Origin of the sequence: Bacteroides sp. AF39-11AC, from assembly GCF_003474285.1 — a bacterium.
Taxonomy (GTDB): Bacteria; Bacteroidota; Bacteroidia; order Bacteroidales; family Bacteroidaceae; genus Bacteroides.
Genome location: NZ_QROH01000004.1, coordinates 653,692 through 679,050, shown reverse-complemented (window position 1 = coordinate 679,050; position 25,359 = coordinate 653,692). Strand labels below are relative to the sequence as shown.

24 protein-coding genes and 2 pseudogenes are annotated in these 25,359 nt (G+C 41.8%); 9 read left to right on the top strand and 17 right to left on the bottom strand.

Annotated features, from left to right (window positions below; genetic code table 11):
* Positions 1-583: 583 nt before the first annotated feature.
* Both msrB and DW036_RS11075 read right to left on the bottom strand, forming a co-directional pair.
* Complete coding sequence (gene msrB / locus DW036_RS11080; protein WP_118464240.1) at positions 584-1,642, bottom strand: peptide-methionine (R)-S-oxide reductase MsrB; 1,059 nt, start codon at positions 1,640-1,642, stop codon at positions 584-586.
* 84 nt (positions 1,643-1,726) lie between these two features.
* Entirely contained in the window at positions 1,727-2,500 is a 774-nt protein-coding gene (locus tag DW036_RS11075; RefSeq protein WP_187374602.1) for a DUF5131 family protein, read from the bottom strand.
* Positions 2,501-2,694: 194 nt separating this feature from the next.
* On the opposite strand from DW036_RS11075, the pseudogene DW036_RS26245 reads away from it, so the two are divergent.
* Positions 2,695-2,811: pseudogene (locus tag DW036_RS26245) on the top strand (MmcQ/YjbR family DNA-binding protein); the annotation flags it as partial.
* 109 nt (positions 2,812-2,920) lie between these two features.
* Here DW036_RS26245 and DW036_RS11065 read toward each other — a convergent pair.
* The 4 genes from DW036_RS11065 to DW036_RS11050 form a co-directional block, all read right to left on the bottom strand.
* Positions 2,921-4,246 (bottom strand): MATE family efflux transporter, encoded by a 1,326-nt coding sequence (locus DW036_RS11065; protein ID WP_118464322.1) that lies wholly within the window; start codon positions 4,244-4,246, stop codon positions 2,921-2,923.
* A gap of 61 nt (positions 4,247-4,307) precedes the next feature.
* Entirely contained in the window at positions 4,308-4,583 is a 276-nt protein-coding gene (locus DW036_RS11060; protein WP_118464236.1) for a putative quinol monooxygenase, read from the bottom strand.
* Positions 4,584-4,639: 56 nt separating this feature from the next.
* Complete coding sequence (locus tag DW036_RS11055) at positions 4,640-5,005, bottom strand: VOC family protein (protein ID WP_118464234.1); 366 nt, start codon at positions 5,003-5,005, stop codon at positions 4,640-4,642.
* Between the two features lie 94 nt (positions 5,006-5,099).
* Entirely contained in the window at positions 5,100-5,903 is an 804-nt protein-coding gene (locus tag DW036_RS11050; protein ID WP_118464232.1) for a helix-turn-helix domain-containing protein, read from the bottom strand.
* A 138-nt stretch (positions 5,904-6,041) separates the two neighbouring features.
* On the opposite strand from DW036_RS11050, the pseudogene DW036_RS11045 reads away from it, so the two are divergent.
* Positions 6,042-6,488: pseudogene (locus DW036_RS11045) on the top strand (lipocalin family protein); the annotation flags it as partial.
* Between the two features lie 6 nt (positions 6,489-6,494).
* Here DW036_RS11045 and DW036_RS11040 read toward each other — a convergent pair.
* Positions 6,495-7,199 (bottom strand): TIGR02757 family protein, encoded by a 705-nt coding sequence (locus DW036_RS11040; protein WP_118464228.1) that lies wholly within the window; start codon positions 7,197-7,199, stop codon positions 6,495-6,497.
* Positions 7,200-7,311: 112 nt separating this feature from the next.
* On the opposite strand from DW036_RS11040, the gene DW036_RS11035 reads away from it, so the two are divergent.
* Positions 7,312-8,172, top strand: coding sequence for a GyrI-like domain-containing protein (locus DW036_RS11035; protein WP_118464320.1), 861 nt, complete (start codon positions 7,312-7,314; stop codon positions 8,170-8,172).
* Positions 8,173-8,221: 49 nt separating this feature from the next.
* Here DW036_RS11035 and DW036_RS11030 read toward each other — a convergent pair whose 3' ends face one another.
* Entirely contained in the window at positions 8,222-8,686 is a 465-nt protein-coding gene (locus tag DW036_RS11030) for a GNAT family N-acetyltransferase (protein ID WP_118464226.1), read from the bottom strand.
* A gap of 130 nt (positions 8,687-8,816) precedes the next feature.
* Here DW036_RS11030 and DW036_RS11025 point away from each other — a divergent pair, with 130 nt between their 5' ends.
* A complete protein-coding gene (locus tag DW036_RS11025) occupies positions 8,817-9,239 on the top strand; it encodes a DUF2867 domain-containing protein (protein WP_118464224.1) in 423 nt (140 codons plus the stop codon).
* Here the strand turns inward: DW036_RS11025 and DW036_RS11020 are convergent.
* Together DW036_RS11020 and DW036_RS11015 are read right to left on the bottom strand one after the other, a co-directional pair.
* Positions 9,232-10,086: a hypothetical protein gene (locus DW036_RS11020; RefSeq protein WP_118464222.1), complete on the bottom strand. Its 855-nt coding sequence runs from the start codon at positions 10,084-10,086 to the stop codon at positions 9,232-9,234. The two genes, DW036_RS11025 and DW036_RS11020, sit on opposite strands and share 8 nt — an antisense overlap.
* A 141-nt stretch (positions 10,087-10,227) precedes the next feature.
* The gene (locus tag DW036_RS11015) at positions 10,228-11,289 is read right to left on the bottom strand and encodes an N-acetylmuramoyl-L-alanine amidase (RefSeq protein WP_118464318.1); all 1,062 of its coding nucleotides are present in this window, start codon (positions 11,287-11,289) and stop codon (positions 10,228-10,230) included.
* Positions 11,290-11,390: 101 nt separating this feature from the next.
* Here DW036_RS11015 and DW036_RS11010 point away from each other — a divergent pair, with 101 nt between their 5' ends.
* Both DW036_RS11010 and DW036_RS11005 read left to right on the top strand, forming a co-directional pair.
* A complete protein-coding gene (locus tag DW036_RS11010) occupies positions 11,391-12,671 on the top strand; it encodes an O-acetylhomoserine aminocarboxypropyltransferase/cysteine synthase family protein (RefSeq protein WP_022210852.1) in 1,281 nt (426 codons plus the stop codon).
* Positions 12,672-12,777: 106 nt separating this feature from the next.
* The gene (locus DW036_RS11005) at positions 12,778-13,677 is read left to right on the top strand and encodes an OmpA family protein (protein ID WP_022392690.1); all 900 of its coding nucleotides are present in this window, start codon (positions 12,778-12,780) and stop codon (positions 13,675-13,677) included.
* A gap of 231 nt (positions 13,678-13,908) precedes the next feature.
* On the opposite strand, the gene DW036_RS11000 is transcribed toward DW036_RS11005, so the two are convergent.
* The 3 genes from DW036_RS11000 to DW036_RS10990 all read right to left on the bottom strand — a co-directional run bounded on the left by DW036_RS11000 (position 13,909) and on the right by DW036_RS10990 (position 17,478).
* Positions 13,909-16,221: a hypothetical protein gene (locus DW036_RS11000; protein WP_233560379.1), complete on the bottom strand. Its 2,313-nt coding sequence runs from the start codon at positions 16,219-16,221 to the stop codon at positions 13,909-13,911.
* Positions 16,222-16,288: 67 nt separating this feature from the next.
* Positions 16,289-16,660, bottom strand: a complete 372-nt coding sequence (locus DW036_RS10995; protein ID WP_022392688.1) for a DUF4377 domain-containing protein — start codon at positions 16,658-16,660, stop codon at positions 16,289-16,291.
* Between the two features lie 212 nt (positions 16,661-16,872).
* Positions 16,873-17,478, bottom strand: a complete 606-nt coding sequence (locus DW036_RS10990; RefSeq protein ID WP_118464220.1) for a TetR/AcrR family transcriptional regulator — start codon at positions 17,476-17,478, stop codon at positions 16,873-16,875.
* Between the two features lie 342 nt (positions 17,479-17,820).
* Here DW036_RS10990 and DW036_RS10985 point away from each other — a divergent pair, with 342 nt between their 5' ends.
* Together DW036_RS10985 and DW036_RS10975 are read left to right on the top strand one after the other, a co-directional pair.
* Entirely contained in the window at positions 17,821-20,109 is a 2,289-nt protein-coding gene (locus tag DW036_RS10985) for an NADP-dependent malic enzyme (RefSeq protein ID WP_118464217.1), read from the top strand.
* 360 nt (positions 20,110-20,469) lie between these two features.
* Entirely contained in the window at positions 20,470-21,807 is a 1,338-nt protein-coding gene (locus DW036_RS10975; protein ID WP_118464215.1) for an NADP-specific glutamate dehydrogenase, read from the top strand.
* A gap of 136 nt (positions 21,808-21,943) precedes the next feature.
* Here the strand turns inward: DW036_RS10975 and DW036_RS10970 are convergent, their stop codons facing one another.
* Positions 21,944-22,897, bottom strand: coding sequence for a hypothetical protein (locus DW036_RS10970; protein WP_118464213.1), 954 nt, complete (start codon positions 22,895-22,897; stop codon positions 21,944-21,946).
* Positions 22,898-23,333: 436 nt separating this feature from the next.
* Between DW036_RS10970 and DW036_RS10965 the strand changes: the two genes are divergently transcribed.
* Entirely contained in the window at positions 23,334-23,945 is a 612-nt protein-coding gene (locus tag DW036_RS10965; RefSeq protein ID WP_118464211.1) for an HU family DNA-binding protein, read from the top strand.
* 61 nt (positions 23,946-24,006) lie between these two features.
* On the opposite strand, the gene nadD is transcribed toward DW036_RS10965, so the two are convergent.
* The 3 genes from nadD to gmk are packed head-to-tail and all read right to left on the bottom strand — an operon-like array spanning position 24,007 to position 25,351.
* Positions 24,007-24,576: a nicotinate (nicotinamide) nucleotide adenylyltransferase gene (gene nadD, locus DW036_RS10960; RefSeq protein ID WP_118464209.1), complete on the bottom strand. Its 570-nt coding sequence runs from the start codon at positions 24,574-24,576 to the stop codon at positions 24,007-24,009.
* Positions 24,573-24,776: a hypothetical protein gene (locus tag DW036_RS10955; protein ID WP_118464208.1), complete on the bottom strand. Its 204-nt coding sequence runs from the start codon at positions 24,774-24,776 to the stop codon at positions 24,573-24,575. The genes nadD and DW036_RS10955 overlap by 4 nt, the downstream gene beginning before the upstream one ends.
* Positions 24,777-24,787: 11 nt before the next feature.
* Positions 24,788-25,351, bottom strand: a complete 564-nt coding sequence (gmk, locus tag DW036_RS10950; RefSeq protein WP_118464206.1) for a guanylate kinase — start codon at positions 25,349-25,351, stop codon at positions 24,788-24,790.
* Positions 25,352-25,359 lie beyond the last annotated feature (8 nt).

Sequence of the window (25,359 nt, the reverse complement as noted above, 5' to 3'; positions counted from 1 at the left end):
TTATCTTTTTGACTCTGCAAAGATCCGACATATATACCAATATACCAAAAACGACTTTTCGCGAAAAAAGCCGTTTTTGCCCTATTTGGAAATCAAAAAAGGAAACAGGAATCAGTCCCTCGGATACAACTCGATTTGCACCATGAACAACTGTTTTTCAACGCTTTAATGCTTATCACATGTCTACTTCCATCCGCATCCATGAAATCTATAAGCAGATGCAGGGTATTGGCAAGTGCGCGAAATCCATACAGTCTTGCTCCCTCATTGTTGCTGACCAGCAGATGCACGAATGGGGTCAAGAAAGGTATAAGCTCTTCATATTCCACACGTAAACAACTGTGACACTGCAACAAGCACTCCATTGCGCAATTCAAGTCTTCATTCTCTTTCTCAAAACAACATGGAAACCTTTACCACAAAAATACTTTACCTTCCAAATAAGGCTTTTTTAGCCATAATCGTACTATTTGAAAACTGTTTATTTATGATATGATAACATATCGAATGCAAACAATGTTTTTAAAACTCAAAAACGATAGCGCAATGCTTCGTCATAAACCCGCATTTTTCCAACGAAACATCACTTTACCAAGTCGATGTAATCTCCATATCCTTCCGCCTTCATTTTATCTTTAGGAATAAAGCGCAACGAAGCGCTGTTAATGCAATAGCGTAAACCACCTTTATCCGCCGGACCGTCTGTAAAGACATGTCCTAAGTGGGCATCGCCTGCAGCACTCCGAACCTCTGTACGCACCATGCCATGAGATGTATCCATTTTCTCTTGAATAAGTTTACGGTCAATCGGCTTTGAGAAACTGGGCCAACCACAACCGGAATCAAACTTATCGGTTGAAACAAACAAAGGCTCACCCGTAGTGATGTCTACATAAATTCCGGGACGGTGTTCATCCCAATAATCATTATGAAAAGCCGGCTCGGTTGCATTCTTTTGAGTCACGGCATATTGTTCCGGAGTAAGTTTGGAACGTAAGGCCGCATCATCCGGTTTACTATAAGCGGGGGCAGATTTCTTCGGCATTTTAGCCTTACGCGCCAAGTCGAATAACTCAGGATGAATATGGCAATACCCGCCCGGATTCTTATCCAGATAATCCTGATGATAATCTTCTGCCGGATAGAAGTTCTCCAAAGGCTTCATTTCTACTGCCAGCGGACGGGTATAAGTTGCAGCCAAACGGTGTACCGTTTCCTGAATGACCGATAAATCTGCCGGATCGGTGTAATAGATGCCTGTACGATATTGAGTACCCCTATCATTACCTTGCTTGTTTACACTGGTAGGGTCGATGGTTTTGAAATAAAGATCTATAAGAAAAGGCAGGTCCACTTTCACGGGATCATACTGCACTTTCACGGTTTCTGCAAAATCGGTAGTTCCGGTACATACCTGTTTATAAGTCGGATTGGCAATATTGCCGTTTGCATAACCTACTTGCGTTGCCTCTACGCCATCAATCAGTTTCAGAAAGTGTTCGGTTCCCCAGAAACAGCCTCCTGCCAAATAAATTTCCTTAGTTGATTTCATATCTTCTTTCTTTTCTGTCTGCCCAGCACGGTTATTGGCACAAGCCAGACAACTCGTTAACAATATAAAAACAAATATGAGTTGTTTCATATCTTCAGCTCTCCAACAAATCTTATGTTATTGATATATTGAGTATATAACAATCAAACCGGTAGGATAGTTGAACGCAGGAGACTACAAAATCACATTACCCGTATTCTCTTCTATAAGAGAGGGGCGATCCGGCTCATAATTTATTTCTGCCTTACGGGCCTGCGAATGCTGAAACTGCCGGGCCACTTTAAACACCTTTCCTTCTTTCAGTAAAAAAGAGCCTGTTTGTTTGAACCAGAAGCCTACATTGGCATCTATGCATTGGCGACGAATCTCCAAAACCCAGTCATAATCGCATACACGGGCCTCCCGACCGGATTCTCCTCCAGCTACAACCTGCTCAACCCACTCACCTAACTCTCCCCTGAAATCTATCCGACTGAGAAGAGGTTCACAAATAATGATCTTATGCTTTATGGGAGCTGCCTTATAAATAGGCAGGCGATAGTCAATCCGATCCTGATTCTCCATCGTACAACAGATCGTTACATTATCATATCCTTCTCCCCAATCAGGAGGTAAACAATCCTTCAACCGGTCAATACGTTTAGTGATAAAAAGGAAATGAAGATCTTGCCTCAACCGCATCATCTCCCATGCTTCAGGACGCCATACGTCAGCATCTTCTACCAGAAAATCAGAAGTAAAACAAGTATAGACCAGATTACCGGAAGGTATCTTATATGTTTTGTTTTTCTTCCGTTGTACAGGCAGATTGAACTTTTCCGTCTTTGTTACAACAGAACTATCTTTACCATATTTACCATCCGTGCGATAAACATAGCAATGCTGACACCCTGTACTAAACTTATGACAGCCGTGCCAAGGATTCCACATCGACGTCTTTACACCTATTCGCAACATCTGCTTTTACCACTTTTTTTCATGTTCTACTCATGCACCATCACCCGTAGGTATGTTACTTTCACAAAAGTATGCATTGTCCTTATTCCAAGTGGTATTTAAGTTCTTTTTTATGGAACTTTTACATGAGCTTATGAAAAGAAATCGTATTTTTGAGACGGAGTAAAATGAAAAAGGATAAAGCCATGAATATTGAAGAATATCGGGAATATTGTTTAAGTATCAAAGGAGCAACAGAAAGTTTCCCCTTTGGCGAAAATACCCTTGTCTATAAAATCATGGACAAGATGTTCACTTTTGCTCTATAGAGGAAGTAATCAAGAAATTACCTAAAAAGAAACAGCAGGAGTATCGCAATACATTAGAATAGAGAGAAAAAATGAAGAAACTTCTCTTATATCCGAATCGTAATTAAATGCGCTTATTCCAATTCTCCCTTTTCAGATACAGATAAGAAAGCAACAGCAACATACCCCCGTAAATATATTCACTTGTCCACGCTATAGCGACATCCACTTGCAGATACATAACCATAACAACCACATAAACAACATAAATGGAAATGGTTATCAACATAATTTTCATAGACCGGCTTGTATTTCCTGTGCCGGAAACAGCATTAAACAGCACCAATCCGGGAGCTGAAAGGAGATATCCTGATAACATGATGTACATAGTAGGTAATGCTGCTTGTACCAACTCCTGACTATTGGTATATATCTGCAACAACACGGTAGGAAACAAGGCGGACAGCAATAGGAACGGTATACCTATCATATAAGTCAAGCGTATGGCACGTTTACAGGCAAGCCAGATTTCGCTCTTCTCTTCACCCCTTCCCAGCAGGTTGCTCACCATGGAGCTTGCAGTATCGGCAAACGCAAAAATAACCATGAAGAAACACGTATTGATGCTCCGCATGATATTAGCTATGGCCAAAGATCGTTCTCCCAAATGCTCTATGGCTATAAAAAACAAAAACCACTGAGACGGGAACAGTATAGACTGAAGCATGGTCCAACATGAGATATTCCAAATGCATTTAAATTCGGACAGTTTGAAACTAAACTGTTGGAATAAAGCATATTTTTTCTTATCCACTTTCAGCCAGGTGTATGCCACATAAAACAGTAACGATACCAACTCCGCCAGTGAAGAACCGATTGCTGCACCTGCAATACCTAAAGCCGGGAAACCGAATTTTCCGAATATCAGAATGTAATTGAAAATAATATTACTGAGCACCATCACTATAGAGTTGAGCGTCAGAGTACGTGTCTCCGTTATACCAATATAGAAAGCGCGAAACAGGATTGCAATAAAAGAGAAGAAAAGCCCATACCTTCTCCATTCCAGATAAGAAGCGGCAGCAGTATAAACCTGATCGGAAGATATCAGACGACCAAGAATGCGTGTTGTGATAAAATCGCACAAGAAAAACATGACGGTAGCCAATGCCAGCAGGAAAAAAGCGCCCTGTATAAATACTCCGCCTATTTCACTATACTTCTGTTCGCCATTTCTACGAGCTATCAGAATCTGTACACCAATACTGAATCCGAAGCCAAGCATATAAATAGCCATATAAAGAACGCCAGCCAATGCAGATGCTCCTAATTCTACTTCACCTACGTGGCCTAAAAAAGCTGTATCCGTAACATTTATCATGTGCTCCATCAGCAGGCTGATAAGAATGGGATACGCAATTATCCAAATTTGCTTATAACTGAAATTCATATATAAAGGATAGAAAGAAAAAGAGGATATAGCCCAATGCAGCATATCCTCTTTCCCAATATCAGAAGCTAAACTTCTCTAACTTCATGGAAGCCAATCCCTGTATTTTGGGAACCAATGTAACAAAATGTTCTGCTTTCTCATGAGCAGACAGCGATTCTGCATCTTCCCAAGTTTCGCAAATCATCAGGACATCATTACGGGTGGCGCTTTCGAAAATATCATAGGCAATACAACCTTTATCTTTCAAAGAAGATGCTACCAACTCTTTTGCAGCTTCCAACACCGCAGCACGGTTACTTTCACTTACTTGAATAAAAACATTCAGTCTAATCATATTTGTACATTTTAAAAGTGTGCTGCAAATGTAAACAGAAAAATCAGAAATGCTGATTATTTATCTGCATAAATACCGACGCGGTTTCCCTCCGTATCAACAAATACAGCGAAATACCCCCTACCCTCTGCCTCAATCTTTGTTTTGGGAATAACGACTTTTCCGCCTTTTTTCAAAATTGTTTCAAGAGTAGGCTCAATCTCATCTACATTGAAATGAATGAGTACCCCTTTTTCAGAAGGAAGGAAATCAGAAGCATAAGAAACTGCTCCGACAAATTCATCCTCTTCAGTGAAAAATGCCATCTTCTCTTCCTCACATTCGCAAGTCGGAAGTTTCATATTCAACACGGTTTCATAAAAATCGATTGCCCGACGGAAATCAGCAGCAGGAATTTCAAAAAATGCAATTAGTTTTTTCATTTTGTTTTCTTTTTATGGTTATTACTATGCCTTTGCAAAGACAATGCAAAAATAGGGTAAGCCGGTAACCTTCAATAGAAGAAAAAAGACATCTTTAAAGAGTGGAAAAATAATCGGAGACAGGAGCACAGACAGATAGGTATTCGGCAGGGGTATAGCCGGAGAAGAGTTTAAACTCCTTAATCATGTGAGATTGGTCGGAAAAGCCACACTCATAAGCTACCTGGGCAAAAGGTAACGCCGGATCTTGTTGCAAAGTATAAAGAGCACGCTGCATGCGCACAATACGAAGGAATTCTTTAGGAGTAGTACCTATATAATCGGCAAATATACGGCCAAACTGCTTGGAACTGAGGCAGGCTATATCAGAAAGCTCTAATGTGCTGACTTGCGGATGGAGGTTTATTTCATGCAAAACAGTAGAAAGTCTTTTCAGATTGTATTCGGAACAGGAAACCAAACGGCGGAAGAAGAAGTCTTCAATCAAGTGGATACATTGGTCATTATCCGGAGTATCCACGATTCTCCGGGATAAATCAGAGAGTTCCGTATCTTCTACTTCATCCGTAGAGATACTTTGCCCGAAGAAAAGATGCAGCGGGATTCGCAGGAAAGTCTTTGCCGCATAGGGCTGGAAAACCACCGTTATCATTTCAATCATTCCCGTCGATATAACGTCGGAAAAGCCGAAAGACTGACCGCAAATAAAGGATTGTGGTTGTAATTGTGAATTTTGCAATGATAATAATTGCCTGCCCTTATGAAATACCAGCTGCATACAGCCAACAGGCAATGTCCGTTCCGACACAAGAGTAAGGGCATCATCCCGCAATATCCAATAATAACGGATATAAGGAGCCAATGCAGGAGCAGGTTTTACGATACGAAAAGTTTGCATACGACAAATATATGATATATCTCATGAATTGCGGCAAAAGTAGACAAAAGGAATGGGGAGAGATAGTAAAAAAGGGACATAATGCCAAAGAACAAATACGAATCACAGTGTGTTATGAATAAAAACATAACAGATATGAAAGCAGCAATCAAAAATACCGTTAGAGAAGTAGATATTCCACGCTATATGGGCGTGTGGCACGAAATAGCCCGCTACGAAAACCATTTTGAGAAAGATATGGTAAATGTTACCGCAACTTACACTCTCCAGCCTGACGGAAGCATCAAGGTAGAAAATGCCGGTTACCGGAATGGAGTATTCAAAAAAGCAACCGGACGTGCGAAACAGCCCGATCCGCAGCAGCCGGGCAAATTAAAAGTGTCCTTCTTTCTTTGGTTCTATTCCGATTATTACATACTGGAACTGGATCAAGAAAATTATGGTTATGTACTGGTGGGTAGCAGTACGGACAAATATTTATGGATATTGAGTCGCGAGAAACAACTTCCGGAAGACATAAAGGAGCAGCTTCTCAGCATAGCTGCTCACCGGGGATATGATACAACAAAGCTAATCTTCAACTGATAGCTCCTACTTATTATTCACCCCATAGCCAAACAAAGCAAAATCACCGAAACAGGGATCATCCGGAAAGACTTCCGCTAATGCGGCAGTTATCCTTTGCGCATTTTTCAAAGAAAAAGTTTCCGTCTCGGTAAGTTCCAGCAATCGGGCTACGCGACAGACATGCGTATCCAAAGGGATGATTAAATCCCTGCAATCAAAACTTTCCCAAATTCCGAAGTCAACTTCCGGACCTTTACGTATCATCCAGCGGAGAAACATATTCAGCTTCTTCTGAGGACTGCGGGAAGATACTTCCAAGAAAGCACAGAGTTTCTCTATTGGCAGTCCGGAATACACTTGGAGCGCCTCTTCCAAACTTTCAAAACGGGAATAAGCAGCATACAAGCGTTCAAAGTAAGAATAAAAATCGGCATACGAAAGCATCCGGTAGAAGCTACGTTTTTCCTCAGCAGGAAAATCCTTCTCCCAACGACGGGAAAGTACATATTGATAAGGAGAGGTTCCCATACAATCGTGTAATTCATCGGCTTTCTTCAGAATCTGCTTGCGATTACCGAAACTCATAATAGCAGTCAGCAGACCGCTGATTTCTATATCCTGTTTCCGCCGGTAGCGATGCGGGAATTGTACCGGATCATTTTGAATAAAATCCGCACAATGATAGGTCTTTGCCCACTCCTGTAGTTTCTTTTTTATATCTTTGGTCATTTCTTTAAAATCATGGGAAGGGGTACAAAGATATTGAATTTATAGCAACTTTGGACAAGTCCCCTATTCTATTTACCCTTATTTTTGCATCGTGAAATTCAAAGAAGAACTTATGGAACATAGCAAGAAGACCACGCGTGAAGAGTATCAGAAATGCGTAAATGCAGTAGTAGATTACATCAACCTCCATCTTGGAGAAGAGATTGATCTGAAATCGTTGGCCAAGATTTCCCATTTCTCTCCGTTCTACTTCCATCGCATCATGAAAGCATTTCTGGGCGAGCCAATCGGGACGTTCATAGTCCGGACACGAACAGAATCTGCCGCCCGCCTGTTGCGTTACTCGGATTTGCCTATAGCAGATATCGCTTATCGCATCGGGTATTCCTCACCATCGTCACTGTCGAAAGTATTCAAGCAGTTCTATGGAATTTCACCTAATGAGTATCGTAACAATAAAAATTTTGTAATTATGAAACCAGCAATTATCAGACCCGATTTAGAGTTAAAGAAAGAAATAAGAGAAGTGCCTGCCAGAAATGTAATTTATATCCGCCTGTTCGGAGACTATAAAATGAATGATTACGGAAGCACATGGATGCGTTTGTTCCAATTCATCAAAGAAGAAAAACTGCCGATGGGTGACATGGCCCCTTATTGCATGTACCACGATGATCCCAAAGTGACGCCTGCCGACAAGTTGCGTACCGATGTTTGCATGGTGATGCCTGTAACCGTAACTCCCAAAGGTGATGTCGGCTTCAAGCAATTGCCTGCCGGACGTTATGCAGTGTTTACCTATAAAGGATCTTATGAGCATCTGCAAAGCGTATACGACACGATTTACGGAAAGTTCATTCCCGAAATGGAATGTACGATGAGAGACGAGTCGAGTGCCGAACGTTATCTGAATGATCCATGCAAGACGAAGCCGGAAGATTTGTTGACAGAAATCTTCATTCCGGTAGAATAATCATCTTATATATTGCGGGCAAATAGTCTTTGTCCGCAATATATAACTATTACTTTATCTCTCTTTTCATCGGCACATACTTCAGTCCATTCGTAATCTGCGGTTCCTGTACCTGCTCAAATCCCAAACTTTTGTAGAAAGGCACTGCATACGTAGAGGAATTTACAGTCATTTCCGGCACAGAAGTCTCTTCGATAAAAGCATCGAATAATCTTCTGCCTATACCTTTCCGGTGATATGCCTCCCGTATGAAAAACAGGGAAATATGTTTCCCTTCATCTTTGACTGCCATCACACCCACAAGTCTTGCCTCATCAAATGCACCATAAATGACCAAGCTGTTTATCATCGCCTCATCATTGACAAAGCTTTTGAAAGTTTCCAATCCTTGTTCATCAAAATCCTCTTCACCCGTCTGAAGATATATTTCCAAAGAAAGAGATGCGGCCTCTTTATATTCAGATAAGTCTAATCTTCGAACGCTTATCCCTGGGGTTAAACTCAAAGTATTCATAATAGTTAAGTTACTGTTCGCAACAAAGATATCAAATTTCTGGAAATGATGATTAAGACATTCCCATTATTCCATCCGGAAACACTATCTTTGTACAGGACATTTAACTAACCCAACTTTATTCAAAGATATGGAAAGACTTATCGACAAATATCTTCCGGCAGATTATCATGATACATTCATTGTGAAAGCCCAAAAGCCTGCAGAACAGATAATTCCCAAAGAACTGATCAAAAAAATATTCAATCACTCCCCGGCGTGGCTCAGTTTGTTAATGAAAGTCAGGAATATTCTGGTAAAACCTTTGGGGCTTGAAACCGGAAAAGTGTTGAAAACAGAAGATTGTATAATAGAAGATACAGAAAATGAGGCTATCATGAAGAAAGATGATAAGCACTTATTGTTTTATGTCTCCATTGCCAAGATAGGAAACAACCTGATAGATATAACAACCGTGGTTCAATATCACAATGCATTAGGAAAGGCTTATTTCTTCTTTATTAAGCCTTTCCATAAAATGATTGTGCCACGTGTAGCGAAAGAACTTATATAATGCCTAATCCGTAGCTACTGATCTCCTCAAAGTCCTCATCAGCATATGAGTTCTTCTGACGGGCATCTTGTACTATTTTCAGAAATCCTTCTGTTTTAGACAGGAAATCCTTGAATTTCTCTGATTCTTCCTCATGTCCTTTTACTACCGGTAGTTTCTCTGCCGCATCCAGTTGAAGTCGCAATTCCATAATCTTTAAATCCAGGCGGGATTTATCTTCAACATGCTTACGGGCATACAAATTGATGATGCTCTGCATAGTCGTACTCATGCTTTTCATTGCAATGATCTGCTCTTTCACAGGATTTTCTGCCAGAAGAACCCGCTGGGCATTTGAAACAATCGGGCTCAATATATCAAATATATTCTGCTTATATTCAGACATTTCCACGCTCAATTCATAGTTATTATTCAGCAAGTCTGCCATCCCTTCGGTCTTTTTTTCTTTCAGAAGAGACAAGTATTTATTGAAATTAGCATAGAACTGATTTCTCGACTGAAAAAGCTCCGCATAATTCTGTATCAGGTTCTGTCTTACATCTTCACCGAAGCATTCACCCGGTAGCATCACCTCCGCAGAATCTTTTTTCGAAATGACGGGAGACATGATGTATGAAAACATGGGTACTTCCGTCTTTTGTTCCATATACCCCAACACCGCATTTACATCCCTCTCCTTTACCACATTTTTCAACAGAGCCAATGAGGCGTCGTAGTATTTCATCACCTGCCCTGCATCTGCTATTTCTTCAGGGGTATAAGTCACCGTTTCTTTCCTGCCGCCTGTACATGAGGCAAGCATCAGGACGCTTACAAATGCGCCCAGAATTAATAAATTCTTTCCCATAACAATTTCATTTTACAAATAGTTAATTCAGTTAAGCCAGACAAATAGAATGGCGTTGCTGTAATAACAAAAAAATTGTCTTTTGGGTCAGTAAGAGAGAAAAAAGATGAGAATAGACGTATTGATTTCGCTGACAAGTATTTATTTGCTCTTCTTATAATCAGTGATGAAACCTTCCATCATCCACTTCGCTAACGCCTGACGATTGGAACTCATAACAAACCGGCGTTGGTCGAAAGTATTCTGAATATTGCCCAACTCTACAAACACTCCGGCAGGACTGGAATTGGCCAGCACATACAAATTGCGTGCGCTGACAGTTCCCGAAAAGCCGCGGTTAGGTTGGTGGCGGTCGTATTTAGATTCGAAAGTATTCTTCATTGTAGTTGCCAACCGTTTACCATTCACACTTTTGGGAGCATGATAGAAGAATACATCCGTCTGGTGACTCTTACTACGGCTATCCACATGCAAGAAGATGGAACGGCAATACGTATAACTCTTGCGGTCTTTCTGATAGAGTCCATTTATTTTCTCACAGCGCTGGCGAAGGCGGGCAACCTGATTCAGAGGAATAGGATCACCCATACAAGTTTCGCGTTTACTGTTATTAAGGTATTGATCGTCACGAATACCGTCTTTGGCATCCTGAATAATAATATAAACCTTAGCGCCTTCCTCCATCAGATTCCGGGCAAGACGGAGAGCGACATCATAAGCATATTCATCCTCATGCAGCTCCACGCTTCCTATCCTGCCAATGGCACCGGGATCGGGACCACCATGCCCGCTCACCACGTAGAAACACGCACCTTGAAGACGGTTTCCCGTCACTTTAACTTCAGCAAGGCTTTTCCCGAAAAGAGGTTCACGAATTGTTTTGTTGCCGGAACGGGCAGAAAAATTAGAAGCAGATGAGTTTGAAGCAGAAGAATTGGATGAAGCAGCCGTATTGCCACTCCCCTTTTTCAGAGGTGGAAGCAAATATTTCACTCCCAGCCGCAATTCTTCTTTACCTCGCAATTGTTTCTTATTCAGTTCCAGGAACTCCTGATAGTACGCTTTTCCGGTACGCCCGTTACGCTGTAGAAAACCAGATATTCCCTCACCGCTTTTCGGCGTAGCCCGCTCTTCCTGGGCCAACGCTTCGTAAGAGAATGACATGCAAAAAAGCAAAATAAGAAAGCAAAATAACTGTTTCATTTTCCATTTATTCATCTTGCGGACAAAAATACAATTATTTTCCCTACTTTTGCGTCCACAAATGCGTTAATTGATAAAAAACTATAAAAACAAATAGCATTATGGCAAAGCAATTTAAACCGGAAACCCTCTGCGTACAGGCAGGATGGACTCCTAAGAAGGGCGAGCCCCGTGTACTCCCCATTTATCAAAGCACCACTTTCAAATATGAAACCAGCGAGCAAATGGCACGCCTTTTCGATCTTGAAGAGAGCGGTTATTTCTATACTCGCCTGCAAAACCCTACCAACGACGCTGTTGCCGCCAAGATAGCTGCTCTTGAAGGCGGTGTTGCCGGTATGCTGACATCCAGCGGACAAGCTGCCAATTTCTATGCTATATTTAATATCTGCCAGGCAGGCGATCACTTCGTTTGTTCGTCCGCTATCTATGGCGGTACATTCAATCTCTTCGGGGTGACTATGAAGAAATTGGGTATTGAAGTTACTTTTGTTAGTCCGGATGCCAGCGAAGAAGAAATCTCCGCAGCTTTCCGCCCGAATACGAAAGCATTGTTCGGTGAAACCATTTCCAACCCGTCACTGGAAGTATTGGACATTGAAAAATTTGCCCGCATTGCCCATAGTCATGGTGTACCTTTGATTGTAGACAACACCTTCCCGACTCCTATCAACTGCCGCCCGTTTGAATGGGGTGCTGATATCGTAGTACATTCTACTACTAAATATATGGACGGCCATGCCACCAGCGTAGGCGGTTGTATTGTAGACAGCGGTAAGTTCGACTGGGATGCACACGCTGATAAATTCCCCGGATTGTGTACACCGGATGAGTCATACCATGGACTGACTTATACAAAAGCTTTCGGCAAGATGGCTTATATCACTAAGGCTACTGCCCAGTTGATGCGTGACCTCGGCAGCATCCAGTCTCCGCAGAACTCCTTCCTGCTGAATCTCGGTCTGGAAACTCTGCACCTGCGTATGCCGCAACACTGCAAAAATGCACAGGCAGTTGCCGAATATCTTTCTAAAAATGATAAAGTGGCTTGGGTGAACTATTGTGGTCTTCCGGACAATAAATACTATGAATTGGCACAGAAGTATATGCCGAACGGTTCATGTGGTGTTATCTCCTTCGGATTGAAAGGTGGTCGCGAGGTTTCCATCAAGTTTATGGACTCACTGCAATTGGTTGCTATCGTAACACACGTTGCCGATGCGCGTACCTGTGTACTGCACCCTGCCAGCCATACCCATCGTCAGTTATCGGATGAGCAGTTACTGGAAGCCGGAGTACGTCCCGACCTGATCCGTTTATCGGTAGGTATTGAAAACGTAGATGATATCATTGCAGATATTGAGCAGGCTCTGAACGCATAATTTCATAAAGTACCTATAAAACAAATAATATATCCCCGTCTCCGCAACCGGAGTACGGGGATTTTCTTATCTTTGCGCCTAGTAAACATTTAATAAAGAAAGATTTATGAAACGTACAAAATTAGCTGCATCCTTTCTGTTGGTCGCAACTCTATTCCTGACGGGATGTGTGACCAAGAAGGAATTTGTGAATCTTCAAACAGATTATAACAAACTGAAAGACGAAAAGTCTGCTCTCGACAAGTCATATCAGGACGCACAAATCCAGCTTGCCGAATACCGCACACAATCTAAAAGTTTGGAGGATCGCCTAAGCGAAGCCCGAAAAAATAATCAGGAATTGCGTAACAGTTACGCTACCCTGCAAGGATCGCTTGACAAGAGCCTCCAGCAGAACTCGCAAGGGAATATCAACATTTCCAAACTGGTAGATGAAATCAATGCCTCCAACCGCTACATCAAGCAATTAGTGGATGCCAAGAGTAAATCGGACTCACTGAACGTTATGCTAACCAACAATCTGACCCGCTCCCTGAGCCGCGAGGAATTGAAAGAAGTAGATGTGAAAGTACTGAAAGGTGTGGTTTACATCTCTTTAGCAGACAATATGCTCTACAAGAGCGGCAGTTACGAAATCAACGAACGCGCCGGCGAAACGTTGAGCAAGATTGCCAAGATTATCACCGACTACAAAGATTACGAAGTACTGGTAGAGGGTAATACGGACAACGTACCCATCTCACGTACCAATATCCGCAATAACTGGGATTTGAGTGCCCTGCGTGCCTCATCTGTAGTACAAGAATTGCAGAATAAATATGGTGTTGACCCTAAACGGCTTTCTGCTGCCGGACGTGGTGAGTACAATCCTATCACAGACAATGATTCTGAACTGGGTAAACAGCGCAACCGCCGTACACAAATCATTGTTACACCTCGACTCGACCAGTTCCTGGAGTTGATAGATAAGGCTCCGGAAGCTGAAGGAGAAAAAGAAGGAGAATAAGGACATTGATATATAATTAAAAGAATAACAGAATCATTTAAAAAACTAAATGATTCTGTTATTCTTTTATAGCTTTATGTTCTCCCACAAAATCATCAATAAAACTGCGCATATTCTTCGGAATATCGTACAAATACTTTCTTAAACTACGTTACCCCATACAAAAGTTGTTTTGATGGTTCTACATCTTCTATAAAAAAGGGATTGGATGGTTGTATAACCCTGTTACTCTTAATTAGTATTCCTAACCACCCTAAACTTACACTTTCCTGTTCCAAGCAATCCCGCTCCGTCCGTTCCTTCCACTACACCTATGAACTCGGTATTAATATCCGAGCAATAGAATGAAATAGTCGCTTCGCCTTTCTCGTCAGTATCAATAGAAGGTTGCCACAGTAGAGTATTCCGAGCATCCGGCGTAGATAGCTGCATATCTATTTCATCCGGCTGGTAGAACTCACGGGCAGCATAATAACCTTTGGTGCGGTAAAGGTTATTCATGTGCAATAACTCTTCTTCCGAATAGGTTTCACCATGATAAGTAACTAATTGTTCATCTTCAACAGAAAAAGCGTTACCACCTAAATGCTTAAATTTAACTATATAATATTTTTCCCCCTCAATCGGCTTGCTTCTTTTATCAGCGGAAATGCTGCACGGCTTCCAGTAAGGATGGGCATCATATCCCGGTTTGTAGTTCTGCAAATAACCACACCCACAGACATAAGCACTTCCTAAATTTGCTTGTGCCAAACTATCCAACCTCCCCATGAACTTATCACGGAACGGTTTGCGAGCTTTTCGGGTAACAACCACTTCATCCAGTAGGATTGTGCTGTCATTGCTCACCACCGGCATATCAAGAACCTGCTGCTTTAATACTTGCGATAAATCCATGATCGGATAACAGGACGGCTTGTTTTTTCTGATACTATCTATCAGCGGAAAATAATCTATTATTTCCAGTTTCGGTTTAAACTCTTTTGATAACATCGGTTTCAGATACACATATCCCCCTCGAATCTCCTTCATCATATTTGTACCGACTTTGAAGCATCCCGTTGAATCAGCCCAGACAAACGCCGATTTTCCTTCCGCACCCGACACCTGAATCAGTTGCTCCGTGCTTTGTGTTTCCTTGCTTTTCTTCTTGCTTTTTACCGTTTGAGTACCCGATATTTCATCCGTCAGGAATATCCCGCCATGATATGGTGAACGTCCAAACCTCCACACATACCGCCTCCAACCTTGTGTCAACAGCAATAAATCCATTGCTTCCATCCGGTCTTTATTCTCTTCATTGAAATAATAAGCCGGATTATGGATAATCCCCCGTATCTGGGAGGTAAGATAGCAATGTGTAAGGATATTTGCAGGATCAGCCGGATTCACATATATTTTGTCGAATACGCTGATACCCAGATTTGCCTGTATCGGCTTACCACCATCATCCGTCACCTTTATTTTCAACGTAGCCTTTTCACGAAGTACATAATTGTCCTTGTCCAGTTCGATACTGATATTCAGTCTCTTTTCCGGGTGAACATATACCAAACGTTCCGCTATGGGTTGCATTGTACCGTCAAACAATGTAAATTCCGCAATCCCCTGATATGGAAATTCCATTGCAGGAATCTTTATTCTCAGGCTATTCTTCAACTTCCCTTTTGCCACGCAGCAGACTACTCCCCGCATTTGCCCCAACAGATAAACGTCCTGTTCAGGCACCCCTTCTGTTTGGGAAATCACAAACTCCATCCATTCCTTATTGTGCTTCAATAACTGGAATGACATACCTTGTGAATAAATCTCTGGTAGAGAGTAACTCTTTCCATCTTTCAGTTCTATCCGGTAATTCCTGCCGACGGAAGGAGTAAAAGATAAGAACCCCATCCCGTCATGGCTGCTTTTGAACGTTGTGGCAGGATTTTCATCTATATACAACGTTCCTTCCACATCTACCGGATAACCGTTGCCGTCCGTTGCCTTAAAAGCCAAACGGGAAGGTAACCCGGCAACCAAATTTCCACCTTCGGGAAAAAGGTCGAATTTCAATTCCCTCTTTTTTCTTTTCTCCGCTTGTCCGCTGTCATGGGCGATATTCTTAACCACCTTGATATTTCGTGCCACCAGCATTTCCGTCGTGTCATTGAAAAACGAGTGCCGAGTATATGCTTCCAGAGAAAAATTCCCTTCCACCAGCTTTTCATCCATGTACACGTGACCGTCCGCAATCCCGTTCTCGATAGGATATTTCTCCCGCCATACCACACTGTCTTTAGCGTCCATCATTTGCAGGTACAGCGTTTTGCTGCGGTCAGACAATCCGAAAGACTGCGCATCCAGCCCGTAGGCTTTGAACCACAAATCTTCCCCTGTTTCATAGATACCCTTGTTTGTTTGCAGGTACACAAGTTCCGACGGATACCCCGCCAACCCTTCGCTTACAGACGTGAACAGCATATCTACATTACTTTGGGCAAACAAAATCTGTGTACAACAAAGAATGAGCAATACTAAAAAAAGATGATATATTCTTTTCATGGTTGTAATCTTATCATTGACTTAAATTCGACAAACATAACTTTAGACTTATATATTGCTAATAGCCTTAACGTGTCGGTCTATCCTTTGAAACAACTTTTATCAATTCGTATTTAAGATTACTGCCGTCCATTGGCGGATTAGCCAATATTATTTTCTTTACTTCAAGCACATATTCATATCCTTTCTCATATTCGAATCCATCTATTCCGCTAAAGGGAATAACAGCCCAGTCCATATTTTCCTTTTCTCTAACCTTCATTCCTTCTTTTTTAATATCGAGATCATAAACAGGAAAATACTCGCCTGTTTCCGCAGAAACATACATTTTTATGTTTTCAATCTTATCCTTAGTTTCATCGTCATTTAGGCATGAAGTCATACAAACCATGCAGAAAGAAAAAAACAATACAACTTTAAACGACGCCCTTAGTTTCATAATTTTATTTATTTAGTTGATATGATAGCTCCCTTTCAGATATGAACACCCGTTAGCAATCATTCTATAAAATAGCTAATGGTTGAATGTCTGATAGCATCGCAAATATATGAAAAAAACTTTTTCTAATGATCATTAGAAAAAGTTTTTTTTCCCACATACTAAATATAAATCAAAGGGTTATTTAATGCAGGTATTGAATAGAAGAAATCTCATCGAACAAGCAGACTGTATGTATATTGTAAGTTTTCTAATAATTTTTGAGTATCAAGTCCCACTGTAAAAGACATTTCAAAAGCCAATCCCCAATATATCTGCCGAAATATGGATGCAGTCTTCTCAACATCCACACCCGAATATATCTCTCCTGTTTCTTTAGCATTTGTAATAATCTGTCGCCATAAATCATATTCCTTTTCAAACATTTCATTGATTTTTGCATCAAACTCCGGATAATATCGGCTTGCTTGTATCAAGAAATGATAGTTATTGCGTGAGCATTCCTGCAAAGTCAGATTATCATCACAAAATACCCTCAGCTTTTTCATAGTTTGCTCTATACCTTCTACATATTGTACTATAAAGTCTTTCAGTGTGGTTGCAGTTACTTTAAATTTATTTTCGGGACTATGTGTTTGTAATACGAACTTATCCACAACAGCCTTGAATATAGCTTCTTTATTCGGATAATAGTAAGACATACCTGCCCCCGTCATTCCCGTTACTTGGGCTAACTTTGTGAAACTTGCTTTCTCATAATTCATGCACATAAACAAGCGGAAGGCATCTTGCAAAAATTTCTCTTGATTGAATTTCATATAGCAATAATAATGATTTTCTAAGGCGAAGATAGTTAAAAAATAAAAGTAACTATCCAATCATACACTTTTTATGCAATTCTGGACAGTTGTATTATCCTACTTTTTTGCCCTATAAATCATTTGATTAACATCACATCCTCAATCTCTTTTTTCCGTTCTTGCCAGATAGCGGAGAAAGAATTATCAGCATTTAGTTCAATTCTACACCATTTCAAATTAATCCTGTCAATAAGTACTATTTAATAGTTTTTATTGCACACAGACTTACACTTTATCACATTTATTCCTACCTTTGCGGCAAAATTATAACTTTTAACTAACAACTCATAATCAACTACCATGGCTAAGATAACTAAAGAAGCTGCCTTGCTGTATCACTCACAAGGCAAACCAGGTAAGATAGAAGTAGTGCCTACCAAGCCCTACAGTACCCAAACCGATCTTTCGCTTGCTTACTCTCCCGGTGTGGCGGAGCCGTGCCTCGAAATAGAAAAGAATCCGCAGGATGCTTATAAATATACAGCGAAAGGAAACTTGGTTGCTGTAATCTCCAACGGTACTGCCGTACTCGGTCTTGGCGACATAGGTGCGTTGAGCGGTAAGCCCGTAATGGAAGGTAAAGGACTTCTGTTCAAGATTTATGCCGGCATCGACGTATTCGATATTGAAGTAAACGAAAAAGATCCCGAAAAATTCATCGAAGCTGTAAAGGCCATTGCTCCTACCTTCGGTGGCATCAACCTGGAAGATATCAAAGCACCTGAGTGCTTCGAAATAGAACGTCGTTTGAAAGAAGAGCTCGATATCCCTGTGATGCACGATGACCAGCATGGTACGGCCATCATCTCCAGTGCCGGACTTGTGAACGCTTTGCAGGTAGCAGGCAAGAAAATCGAAGATGTAAAAATCGTTGTGAATGGTGCCGGTGCATCTGCCGTATCTTGTACAAAACTGTATGTTTCACTGGGTGCCCGCCTGGAAAACATCGTGATGCTGGATAGTAAAGGTGTAATCAGCAAAGCACGTACCGATCTCAACGAACAGAAACGTTACTTCGCTACCGACCGCACAGATATCCACACTTTGGAAGAAGCCATCAAAGGTGCCGACGTATTCCTGGGATTATCCAAAGGAAACGTTCTGTCGCAGGACATGGTACGCAGCATGGCTCCGTCTCCTATCGTTTTCGCACTGGCCAATCCTACACCGGAAATCTCTTATGAAGATGCCATGTCAGCACGTCCCGATGTACTGATGGCAACCGGACGGTCGGACTATCCGAACCAAATTAATAATGTAATCGGTTTCCCCTATATCTTCCGCGGTGCCTTGGATACTCAGGCCAAAGCCATCAACGAAGAAATGAAGATTGCCGCCGTACATGCCATTGCCAACTTGGCAAAACAGCCTGTACCCGATGTTGTGAACGAGGCTTATCATGTTAACAACTTTAGTTTCGGTCCGGAATACTTCATCCCGAAACCAGTTGACCCGCGTCTTATCACTGAAGTTTCCTGCGCCGTAGCCAAGGCTGCTATGGAAAGCAGTGTAGCCCGTAAAAACATTGAAGACTGGGATGCTTACTGCGTACAGCTACGCGAACTGATGGGTTACGAAAGCAAACTGACCCGCCAGCTTTACGACACCGCCCGTCGCAATCCGCAACGCGTGGTATTTGCCGAAGGTTCTCACCCCAATATGCTGAAAGCCGCTGTAGAAGCCAAAGCCGAAGGTATCTGTCATCCAATTGTATTAGGTAACGATGAAACCATCGAAAAACTGGCAAAAGAACTCGACCTCAGCCTGGAAGGCATCGAAATCGTCAACCTGCGCCATCCGAACGAAGCCTCACGCCGTGAACGCTACGCCCGCATCCTTTCCGAAAAGCGTGCTCGCCAAGGTGCCACCTATGAGGAAGCCAACGATAAGATGTTCGAACGCAACTACTTCGGTATGATGATGGTGGAAACAGGCGATGCAGATGCATTCATCACCGGTCTTTATACCAAATACAGCAATACGATCAAAGTTGCCAAAGAAGTTATCGGCATACAACCGCAATACAAGCATTTCGGTACGATGCACATCCTGAACTCCAAGAAAGGTACCTACTTCCTGGCTGATACATTGATCAACCGTCATCCCAATGCCGAAACATTGATTGACATCGCCAAACTGTCAGAGCATACCGTACGTTTCTTCAATCATACTCCGGTAATGGCCATGTTGAGTTACTCCAACTTCGGTGCAGACACCGAAGGTAGTCCGGTAAGTGTACACGAAGCCGTGGAATATATGCAGCAGAACTATCCTGATCTTGCCATTGACGGTGAAATGCAGGTGAACTTTGCCATGGACCGCAAGATGCGCGACGCCAAGTATCCATTCACCCGTCTGAAAGGTAAAGATGTGAATACCCTTGTATTCCCGAACCTCAGCTCTGCCAATTCTGCATACAAACTGTTACAGGCTATGAATACGGAAATGGAGCTAATCGGCCCGATACAAATGGGATTGAACAAGCCTATCCACTTCACCGATTTCGAAAGCTCCGTACGCGACATCGTGAACATCACCGCAGTAGCAGTCATCGACGCCATCGTGGATAAAAAGAAAGCAGGTAAATGAGACGCCCGTTATCGAAATCACAAAGTGTTTGCATTGTGTTGCTTTGGGCAGCACTTTGCTACATAGTTCTAACAACTGCCGAACGAATTGACGGTCCAGTCATCATGACACTTGTCATTTCGGCAGCATTAGTATTCATTCCGGTAATAAAATCATTAAAGAGAGGATAAATAATATCTTTTTATTCCTTTTTGCGGGATAAAACAATATTTTTGTTGTTTTATCCCGCATTTTCTTTATAAATTGTTTGCTTGTCTCATTTTTATGTGTACTTTTGCAACCGCAATAGAGAAAAAACATTCTAAAGAATACTTTGTTAAGACAATTATATTTAGTAGCAACCAATAAAAGAAATAGATTATGAATGCAGCTAAGGTATTAGAAGATTTGAAAAGACGGTTCCCCAACGAACCAGAGTATCATCAAGCAGTGGAAGAAGTACTTTCTACAATTGAAGAAGAGTACAACAAACACCCGGAATTTGACAAAGTCAATCTGATTGAGCGTCTTTGCATCCCCGATCGTGTTTATCAATTCCGCGTGACTTGGATGGACGATAAGGGTAACATCCAGACAAACATGGGTTATCGCGTTCAACACAACAACGCTATCGGTCCGTACAAAGGTGGTATCCGTTTCCACGCATCCGTGAACCTCTCAATCCTGAAGTTCCTCGCGTTCGAACAAACCTTCAAGAACTCTCTGACTACTCTGCCTATGGGTGGTGGTAAAGGTGGTTCCGACTTCTCTCCGCGTGGCAAGTCTAATGCTGAAGTAATGCGTTTCGTACAAGCATTCATGCTGGAACTGTGGCGTCATATTGGTCCTGAGACTGACGTTCCTGCCGGTGACATCGGTGTAGGTGGCCGTGAAGTAGGTTTCATGTTCGGTATGTACAAGAAGCTGACTCGTGAATTCACAGGTACATTCACTGGTAAAGGTCGCGAATTCGGTGGCTCACTGATTCGTCCTGAGGCTACAGGTTACGGTAACATCTACTTCCTGATGGAAATGCTGAAATCTAAAGGTACTGACCTGAAAGGCAAAACTTGCCTGATCTCCGGTTCTGGTAACGTAGCTCAATACACTGCTGAAAAAGTATTGGAACTGGGTGGTAAAGTACTTACCATGTCTGACTCTGACGGTTATGTTTACGACCCGGCAGGTATCGACCGCGAAAAACTGGATTACATCATGGAATTGAAGAATCTCTACCGTGGACGTATCCGCGAGTATGCAGAACAATATCCGGGTGTGAAATATGTAGAAGGAGCTAAGCCTTGGGGTGAAAAAGCTGACATCGCTCTACCTTCTGCAACTCAGAACGAACTGAACGGTGACCACGCTCGCCAATTAGTGGCCAATGGTGTAATTGCAGTATCTGAAGGTGCTAACATGCCGTCTACTCCAGAAGCTATCAAAGTATTCCAGGATGCTAAGATTCTGTATGCTCCGGGTAAGGCAGCCAATGCAGGTGGTGTATCAGTATCCGGTCTGGAAATGACTCAGAACTCTATCAAACTGAGCTGGAGCGCAGAAGAAGTAGACGAGAAACTGAAGAGTATCATGAAGAACATCCACGAAGCTTGCGTACAGTATGGTACTGAAGCTGATGGTTATGTAAACTACGTGAAGGGTGCTAACGTTGCCGGATTCATGAAGGTAGCGAAAGCTATGATGGCACAAGGTATTGTGTAAGAAGCTATAGTTGTTATATATGGGAATCCCCTTTGCACTCGGTGTGGAGGGGATTCTCTTTACAATTCAGATCTTGGAAACACGCTTTATATAAAGCCGCAAACAGGAAAAAGGTCATGCAAGAGAGATCTCCCATTCAAAGAGCTTTCAATGCAATAGATACTGATTCTACGAATTTATGTAACCGGTCCTCTATCTTTTTCTTTCTTGCTTCAGAACCTTCTATAGTCAATACCACATCATATATCCTTTTTACATATTGTATCAATTTCACACATTCATGATACTCTCCATACACATACGACAAGTCTATTTTAATGAAATTTTCTTTAATTTCTTCAAACAAAATGTTTTTGTCCGGATTTTGCATCTGCTCTATAGCCTCAATGCCCATTCTAAGATTATTCTTTGTTCCGATTATCTTGATACGTTTATTCAATTCTTTCTTATACTGTTCATCAACAACATTAGCCACAGCATTCCGAACATCTTGCAAAAGTTCATTAGCAACCTCATAGTTTCCCATATCATATTGCATCTTAAACTCTTTCAACTTAGATTCTACAGCTAAACTTTGCATTGCGCTTACCGGAATAATAAATGTATCCAACATTCCACGATCTATTTTAGTTATCAGCTTTCTATAACGTAAAAATAGACTTTGCTTATATTTAATGATATCATCCGTATCAGGAATACGCTGAAATATGCTATATACTTCTTGGAAAAGAGAAACGCATTGCTCGGGATTTTTCTCTTTTATCAACTTTGCAATATCAGCCATTATTTCATCAGCCCGTCTCAGCAACGCTCTATCACCGGAGAGCAACTTCATTGGAAGAGTTGCCTTATAAGCGTCAAGAACTTTATCAGTTAAAGAAGGTAGCCTATCATCATATTCCTTCTTACTGGTAACATGCCAACCAACACACGAGCGACAATAATAACTCCGGCTAGGGGCATGACCACTACACGCTTCTATCTCTTCATGATTGAATTTAATAAAATTATCTGCTTTTGACTCTGACTCAAATAGCGTTTTATATTTATTGCAATCGCGGCAAAATATTCTGTTCTTTTTGGGTTTCATATACTCACTTGGTTTATTACCTCTCCGCCATCCTCAATTTGATAAATTATAGTAAATGTTGTCTTTAGTGTGTTCCGGCTTAATCTTCCTGCAAAGGTAAACAGAATAGAACAGAAAACGAAGGAAAGTGACCAGCAATAACAAAAAAACACAACCTATATAAAACTAAAATCAAAGAGCCTAAGAACTAATCCCGGCATCGCAAGAAATTAATCTTTCATTACCTAAAAACTATTCTTACAACAAATATTGTAAGAAAGAAATATAATTATAGTAAGAAAATAATATAACTGTTGTAAGAAACTTCTATATTTGTAGTAAGAATACTTTTTAGTATAAACGATATTAGTCTGTAGCACATCCGACATTAGTCTCTCGCAGTTCCAGTACCAATTTGTTTCTACGAAAACATAAACCTCTTAAAAACAATGAATATATGAGTACTTATTATGACCTTTACGAAACACCGGACCCCAGTGGCGAAGGTAAGAAGAAACCACTCCATGCACGCGTCCGCTCCAAAGGCACTATCACTGCAAAGGAGTTTCAGGAACGGTTAATGAAAGAACAGCACATGCCACACGCCATGGTCGTGGGAATTATGCAAGCTATCAGCAATGCGCTGGGCGACTGGCTCGCCGAAGGTTACAATGTGGAACTGGATGAACTGGGATTTTTCAGTACTACACTGAAATGTACGCGTCCTGCCATACAGAAAAAGGACATACGTGCTGAGTCCGTACGCTTTGAAACGGTAAAATTCCGCCCCAGCAAAGCCTTCAAAAAGTACGTGAGACATCAAATGGAACTGGAGAGAATAGACAAAAAAGCCTCGGCAAAGAAACCGGCAGTTGCCAAAAAAGACAGAAAACAGATGATGCTGACCTTTCTGGAAGCAAATGTCTGCATCACACGCGCCGAATATGCCCGACTCACACGCGTAACGGACAGATGCGCCAGCTCTGATTTACAGGAATTTCTGACAGAAGGTGTTATCCGCAAGCGAGGCGGAGGACGTTCAGTGGTTTATATAAAACATCAGGTATAGTGCATCGTCTTTTTCGTAAAGCATCTGCTCTGTATCGGACAGGTACCATACCTTTCGAACTTTAACGAGGAAACCCGGATAAAAGTGCCTCGTAGACCGCCGGATGGAGGAAGTAACGAACATCTTTCCCTTCCTCCATTGCCTGGCGAATAAAGGTAGAACTGATTTCAAAAGTAGGCGTAGAAGCCACTTTTACATTCTCCGAAAGGGAATCGGAAGAAACCGGATAACCGGGACGGGGATATACAAGAATATGGTTTTCGGCAAGAATACGCTCCGACTGATACCAGCGGGAGAAAAGCGCCCAGTTGTCCGAACCGATAATCAAATGAAACTCCCGGTCGGGATAGGTTTCTTTTAGTTTATCCAGCGTATGGATGGTGTAGGACGGACGGGACAGGTTAAACTCAATATCAGAAGCCTTAAACTTGGGATAACCCTCAATGGCAAGTTGAACCAACTTCAAACGGAAAGTATCATCCATCAATTCATCTTCTTCCTTCAACGGATTATGAGGGGTCACGAGAAACCACACTTCATCCAGCCCTTCATATTCGCAAAGATAATTGGCAAGAGCAAGATGTCCGATGTGTACCGGATTGAAGGAGCCGCTGAAGATACCCGTTTTCATTCTTTTGTTTTCATACGTTTCCAGCAAGTATAAACATTGATGCAACTTGAAAGCAGTACCAATGTCATACCAAGAACTATTGTCCATTGACTATAATACAACGCCATCAGACCTGACACCAAAGATATAAGTGCCAGGAGTGCGTTGAGAATCAACAATGACTTGTTCTGTTTAGGAGAAACAGGTTTCGGCTGATACATGACAGACCTTATTATTCAGATAAAAACTCTGTAATTACCTGCAAAGCTTCCGCCTTTGCCTTCTCCAAGTCATCATTTACAATGACTTTATCGAATTTAGGAGCAAACGTCAGTTCATATTCCGCCTTGGCTACGCGGGCTTCTATCACTTCAGGAGCATCCGTTCCACGTCCTATCAGACGTTTACGAAGTTCCTCTACCGAAGGAGGCTGAATGAATACTGACAGAGCACGGTCGCCATAAAACTTCTTTATATTGCAGCCACCTACAACGTCCACATCAAAAACCACATTTTGTCCGGCAGCCAACTGAGCTTCTACCTGAGACTTCAATGTACCGTAGTAACGGTCTTTATACACTTCTTCATATTCCAGAAACTCGTCATTGGCAATGCGGGTACGGAATTCTTCGGGAGAAAGAAAGAAGTACTCCACTCCATGCTGTTCTGTTCCGCGTGGCGGACGACTGGTAGCAGAACAAGAAAAAGCGAGATTCAGGTTCTGCTGCAACAAATAGTTGATAATGGTTGATTTCCCTGACCCTGAAGGGGCTGAGAATATAATAAGTTTAGCCATATTGAAAT

Coding starts and splice junctions, on each gene's coding strand:
- DW036_RS11010 (WP_022210852.1), top strand. CDS start 11,391: ATGGCAAAGCAATTTAAACCGGAAACCCTCTGCGTACAGGCAGGATGG.
- DW036_RS11025 (WP_118464224.1), top strand. CDS start 8,817: ATGGAAAGACTTATCGACAAATATCTTCCGGCAGATTATCATGATACA.
- DW036_RS11015 (WP_118464318.1), bottom strand. CDS start 11,289: ATGAAACAGTTATTTTGCTTTCTTATTTTGCTTTTTTGCATGTCATTC.
- DW036_RS10990 (WP_118464220.1), bottom strand. CDS start 17,478: ATGAAATTCAATCAAGAGAAATTTTTGCAAGATGCCTTCCGCTTGTTT.
- DW036_RS11000 (WP_233560379.1), bottom strand. CDS start 16,221: ATGAAAAGAATATATCATCTTTTTTTAGTATTGCTCATTCTTTGTTGT.
- DW036_RS10970 (WP_118464213.1), bottom strand. CDS start 22,897: ATGAAACCCAAAAAGAACAGAATATTTTGCCGCGATTGCAATAAATAT.
- DW036_RS10995 (WP_022392688.1), bottom strand. CDS start 16,660: ATGAAACTAAGGGCGTCGTTTAAAGTTGTATTGTTTTTTTCTTTCTGC.
- DW036_RS11055 (WP_118464234.1), bottom strand. CDS start 5,005: ATGAAAAAACTAATTGCATTTTTTGAAATTCCTGCTGCTGATTTCCGT.
- DW036_RS11060 (WP_118464236.1), bottom strand. CDS start 4,583: ATGATTAGACTGAATGTTTTTATTCAAGTAAGTGAAAGTAACCGTGCT.
- DW036_RS10955 (WP_118464208.1), bottom strand. CDS start 24,776: ATGTATCAGCCGAAACCTGTTTCTCCTAAACAGAACAAGTCATTGTTG.
- DW036_RS11030 (WP_118464226.1), bottom strand. CDS start 8,686: ATGAATACTTTGAGTTTAACCCCAGGGATAAGCGTTCGAAGATTAGAC.
- DW036_RS10965 (WP_118464211.1), top strand. CDS start 23,334: ATGAGTACTTATTATGACCTTTACGAAACACCGGACCCCAGTGGCGAA.
- DW036_RS11005 (WP_022392690.1), top strand. CDS start 12,778: ATGAAACGTACAAAATTAGCTGCATCCTTTCTGTTGGTCGCAACTCTA.
- DW036_RS11040 (WP_118464228.1), bottom strand. CDS start 7,199: ATGACCAAAGATATAAAAAAGAAACTACAGGAGTGGGCAAAGACCTAT.
- DW036_RS10985 (WP_118464217.1), top strand. CDS start 17,821: ATGGCTAAGATAACTAAAGAAGCTGCCTTGCTGTATCACTCACAAGGC.
- DW036_RS11050 (WP_118464232.1), bottom strand. CDS start 5,903: ATGCAAACTTTTCGTATCGTAAAACCTGCTCCTGCATTGGCTCCTTAT.
- gmk (WP_118464206.1), bottom strand. CDS start 25,351: ATGGCTAAACTTATTATATTCTCAGCCCCTTCAGGGTCAGGGAAATCA.
- DW036_RS11020 (WP_118464222.1), bottom strand. CDS start 10,086: ATGGGAAAGAATTTATTAATTCTGGGCGCATTTGTAAGCGTCCTGATG.
- DW036_RS11065 (WP_118464322.1), bottom strand. CDS start 4,246: ATGAATTTCAGTTATAAGCAAATTTGGATAATTGCGTATCCCATTCTT.
- nadD (WP_118464209.1), bottom strand. CDS start 24,576: ATGAAAACGGGTATCTTCAGCGGCTCCTTCAATCCGGTACACATCGGA.
- msrB (WP_118464240.1), bottom strand. CDS start 1,642: ATGAAACAACTCATATTTGTTTTTATATTGTTAACGAGTTGTCTGGCT.
- DW036_RS11035 (WP_118464320.1), top strand. CDS start 7,312: ATGGAACATAGCAAGAAGACCACGCGTGAAGAGTATCAGAAATGCGTA.
- DW036_RS10975 (WP_118464215.1), top strand. CDS start 20,470: ATGAATGCAGCTAAGGTATTAGAAGATTTGAAAAGACGGTTCCCCAAC.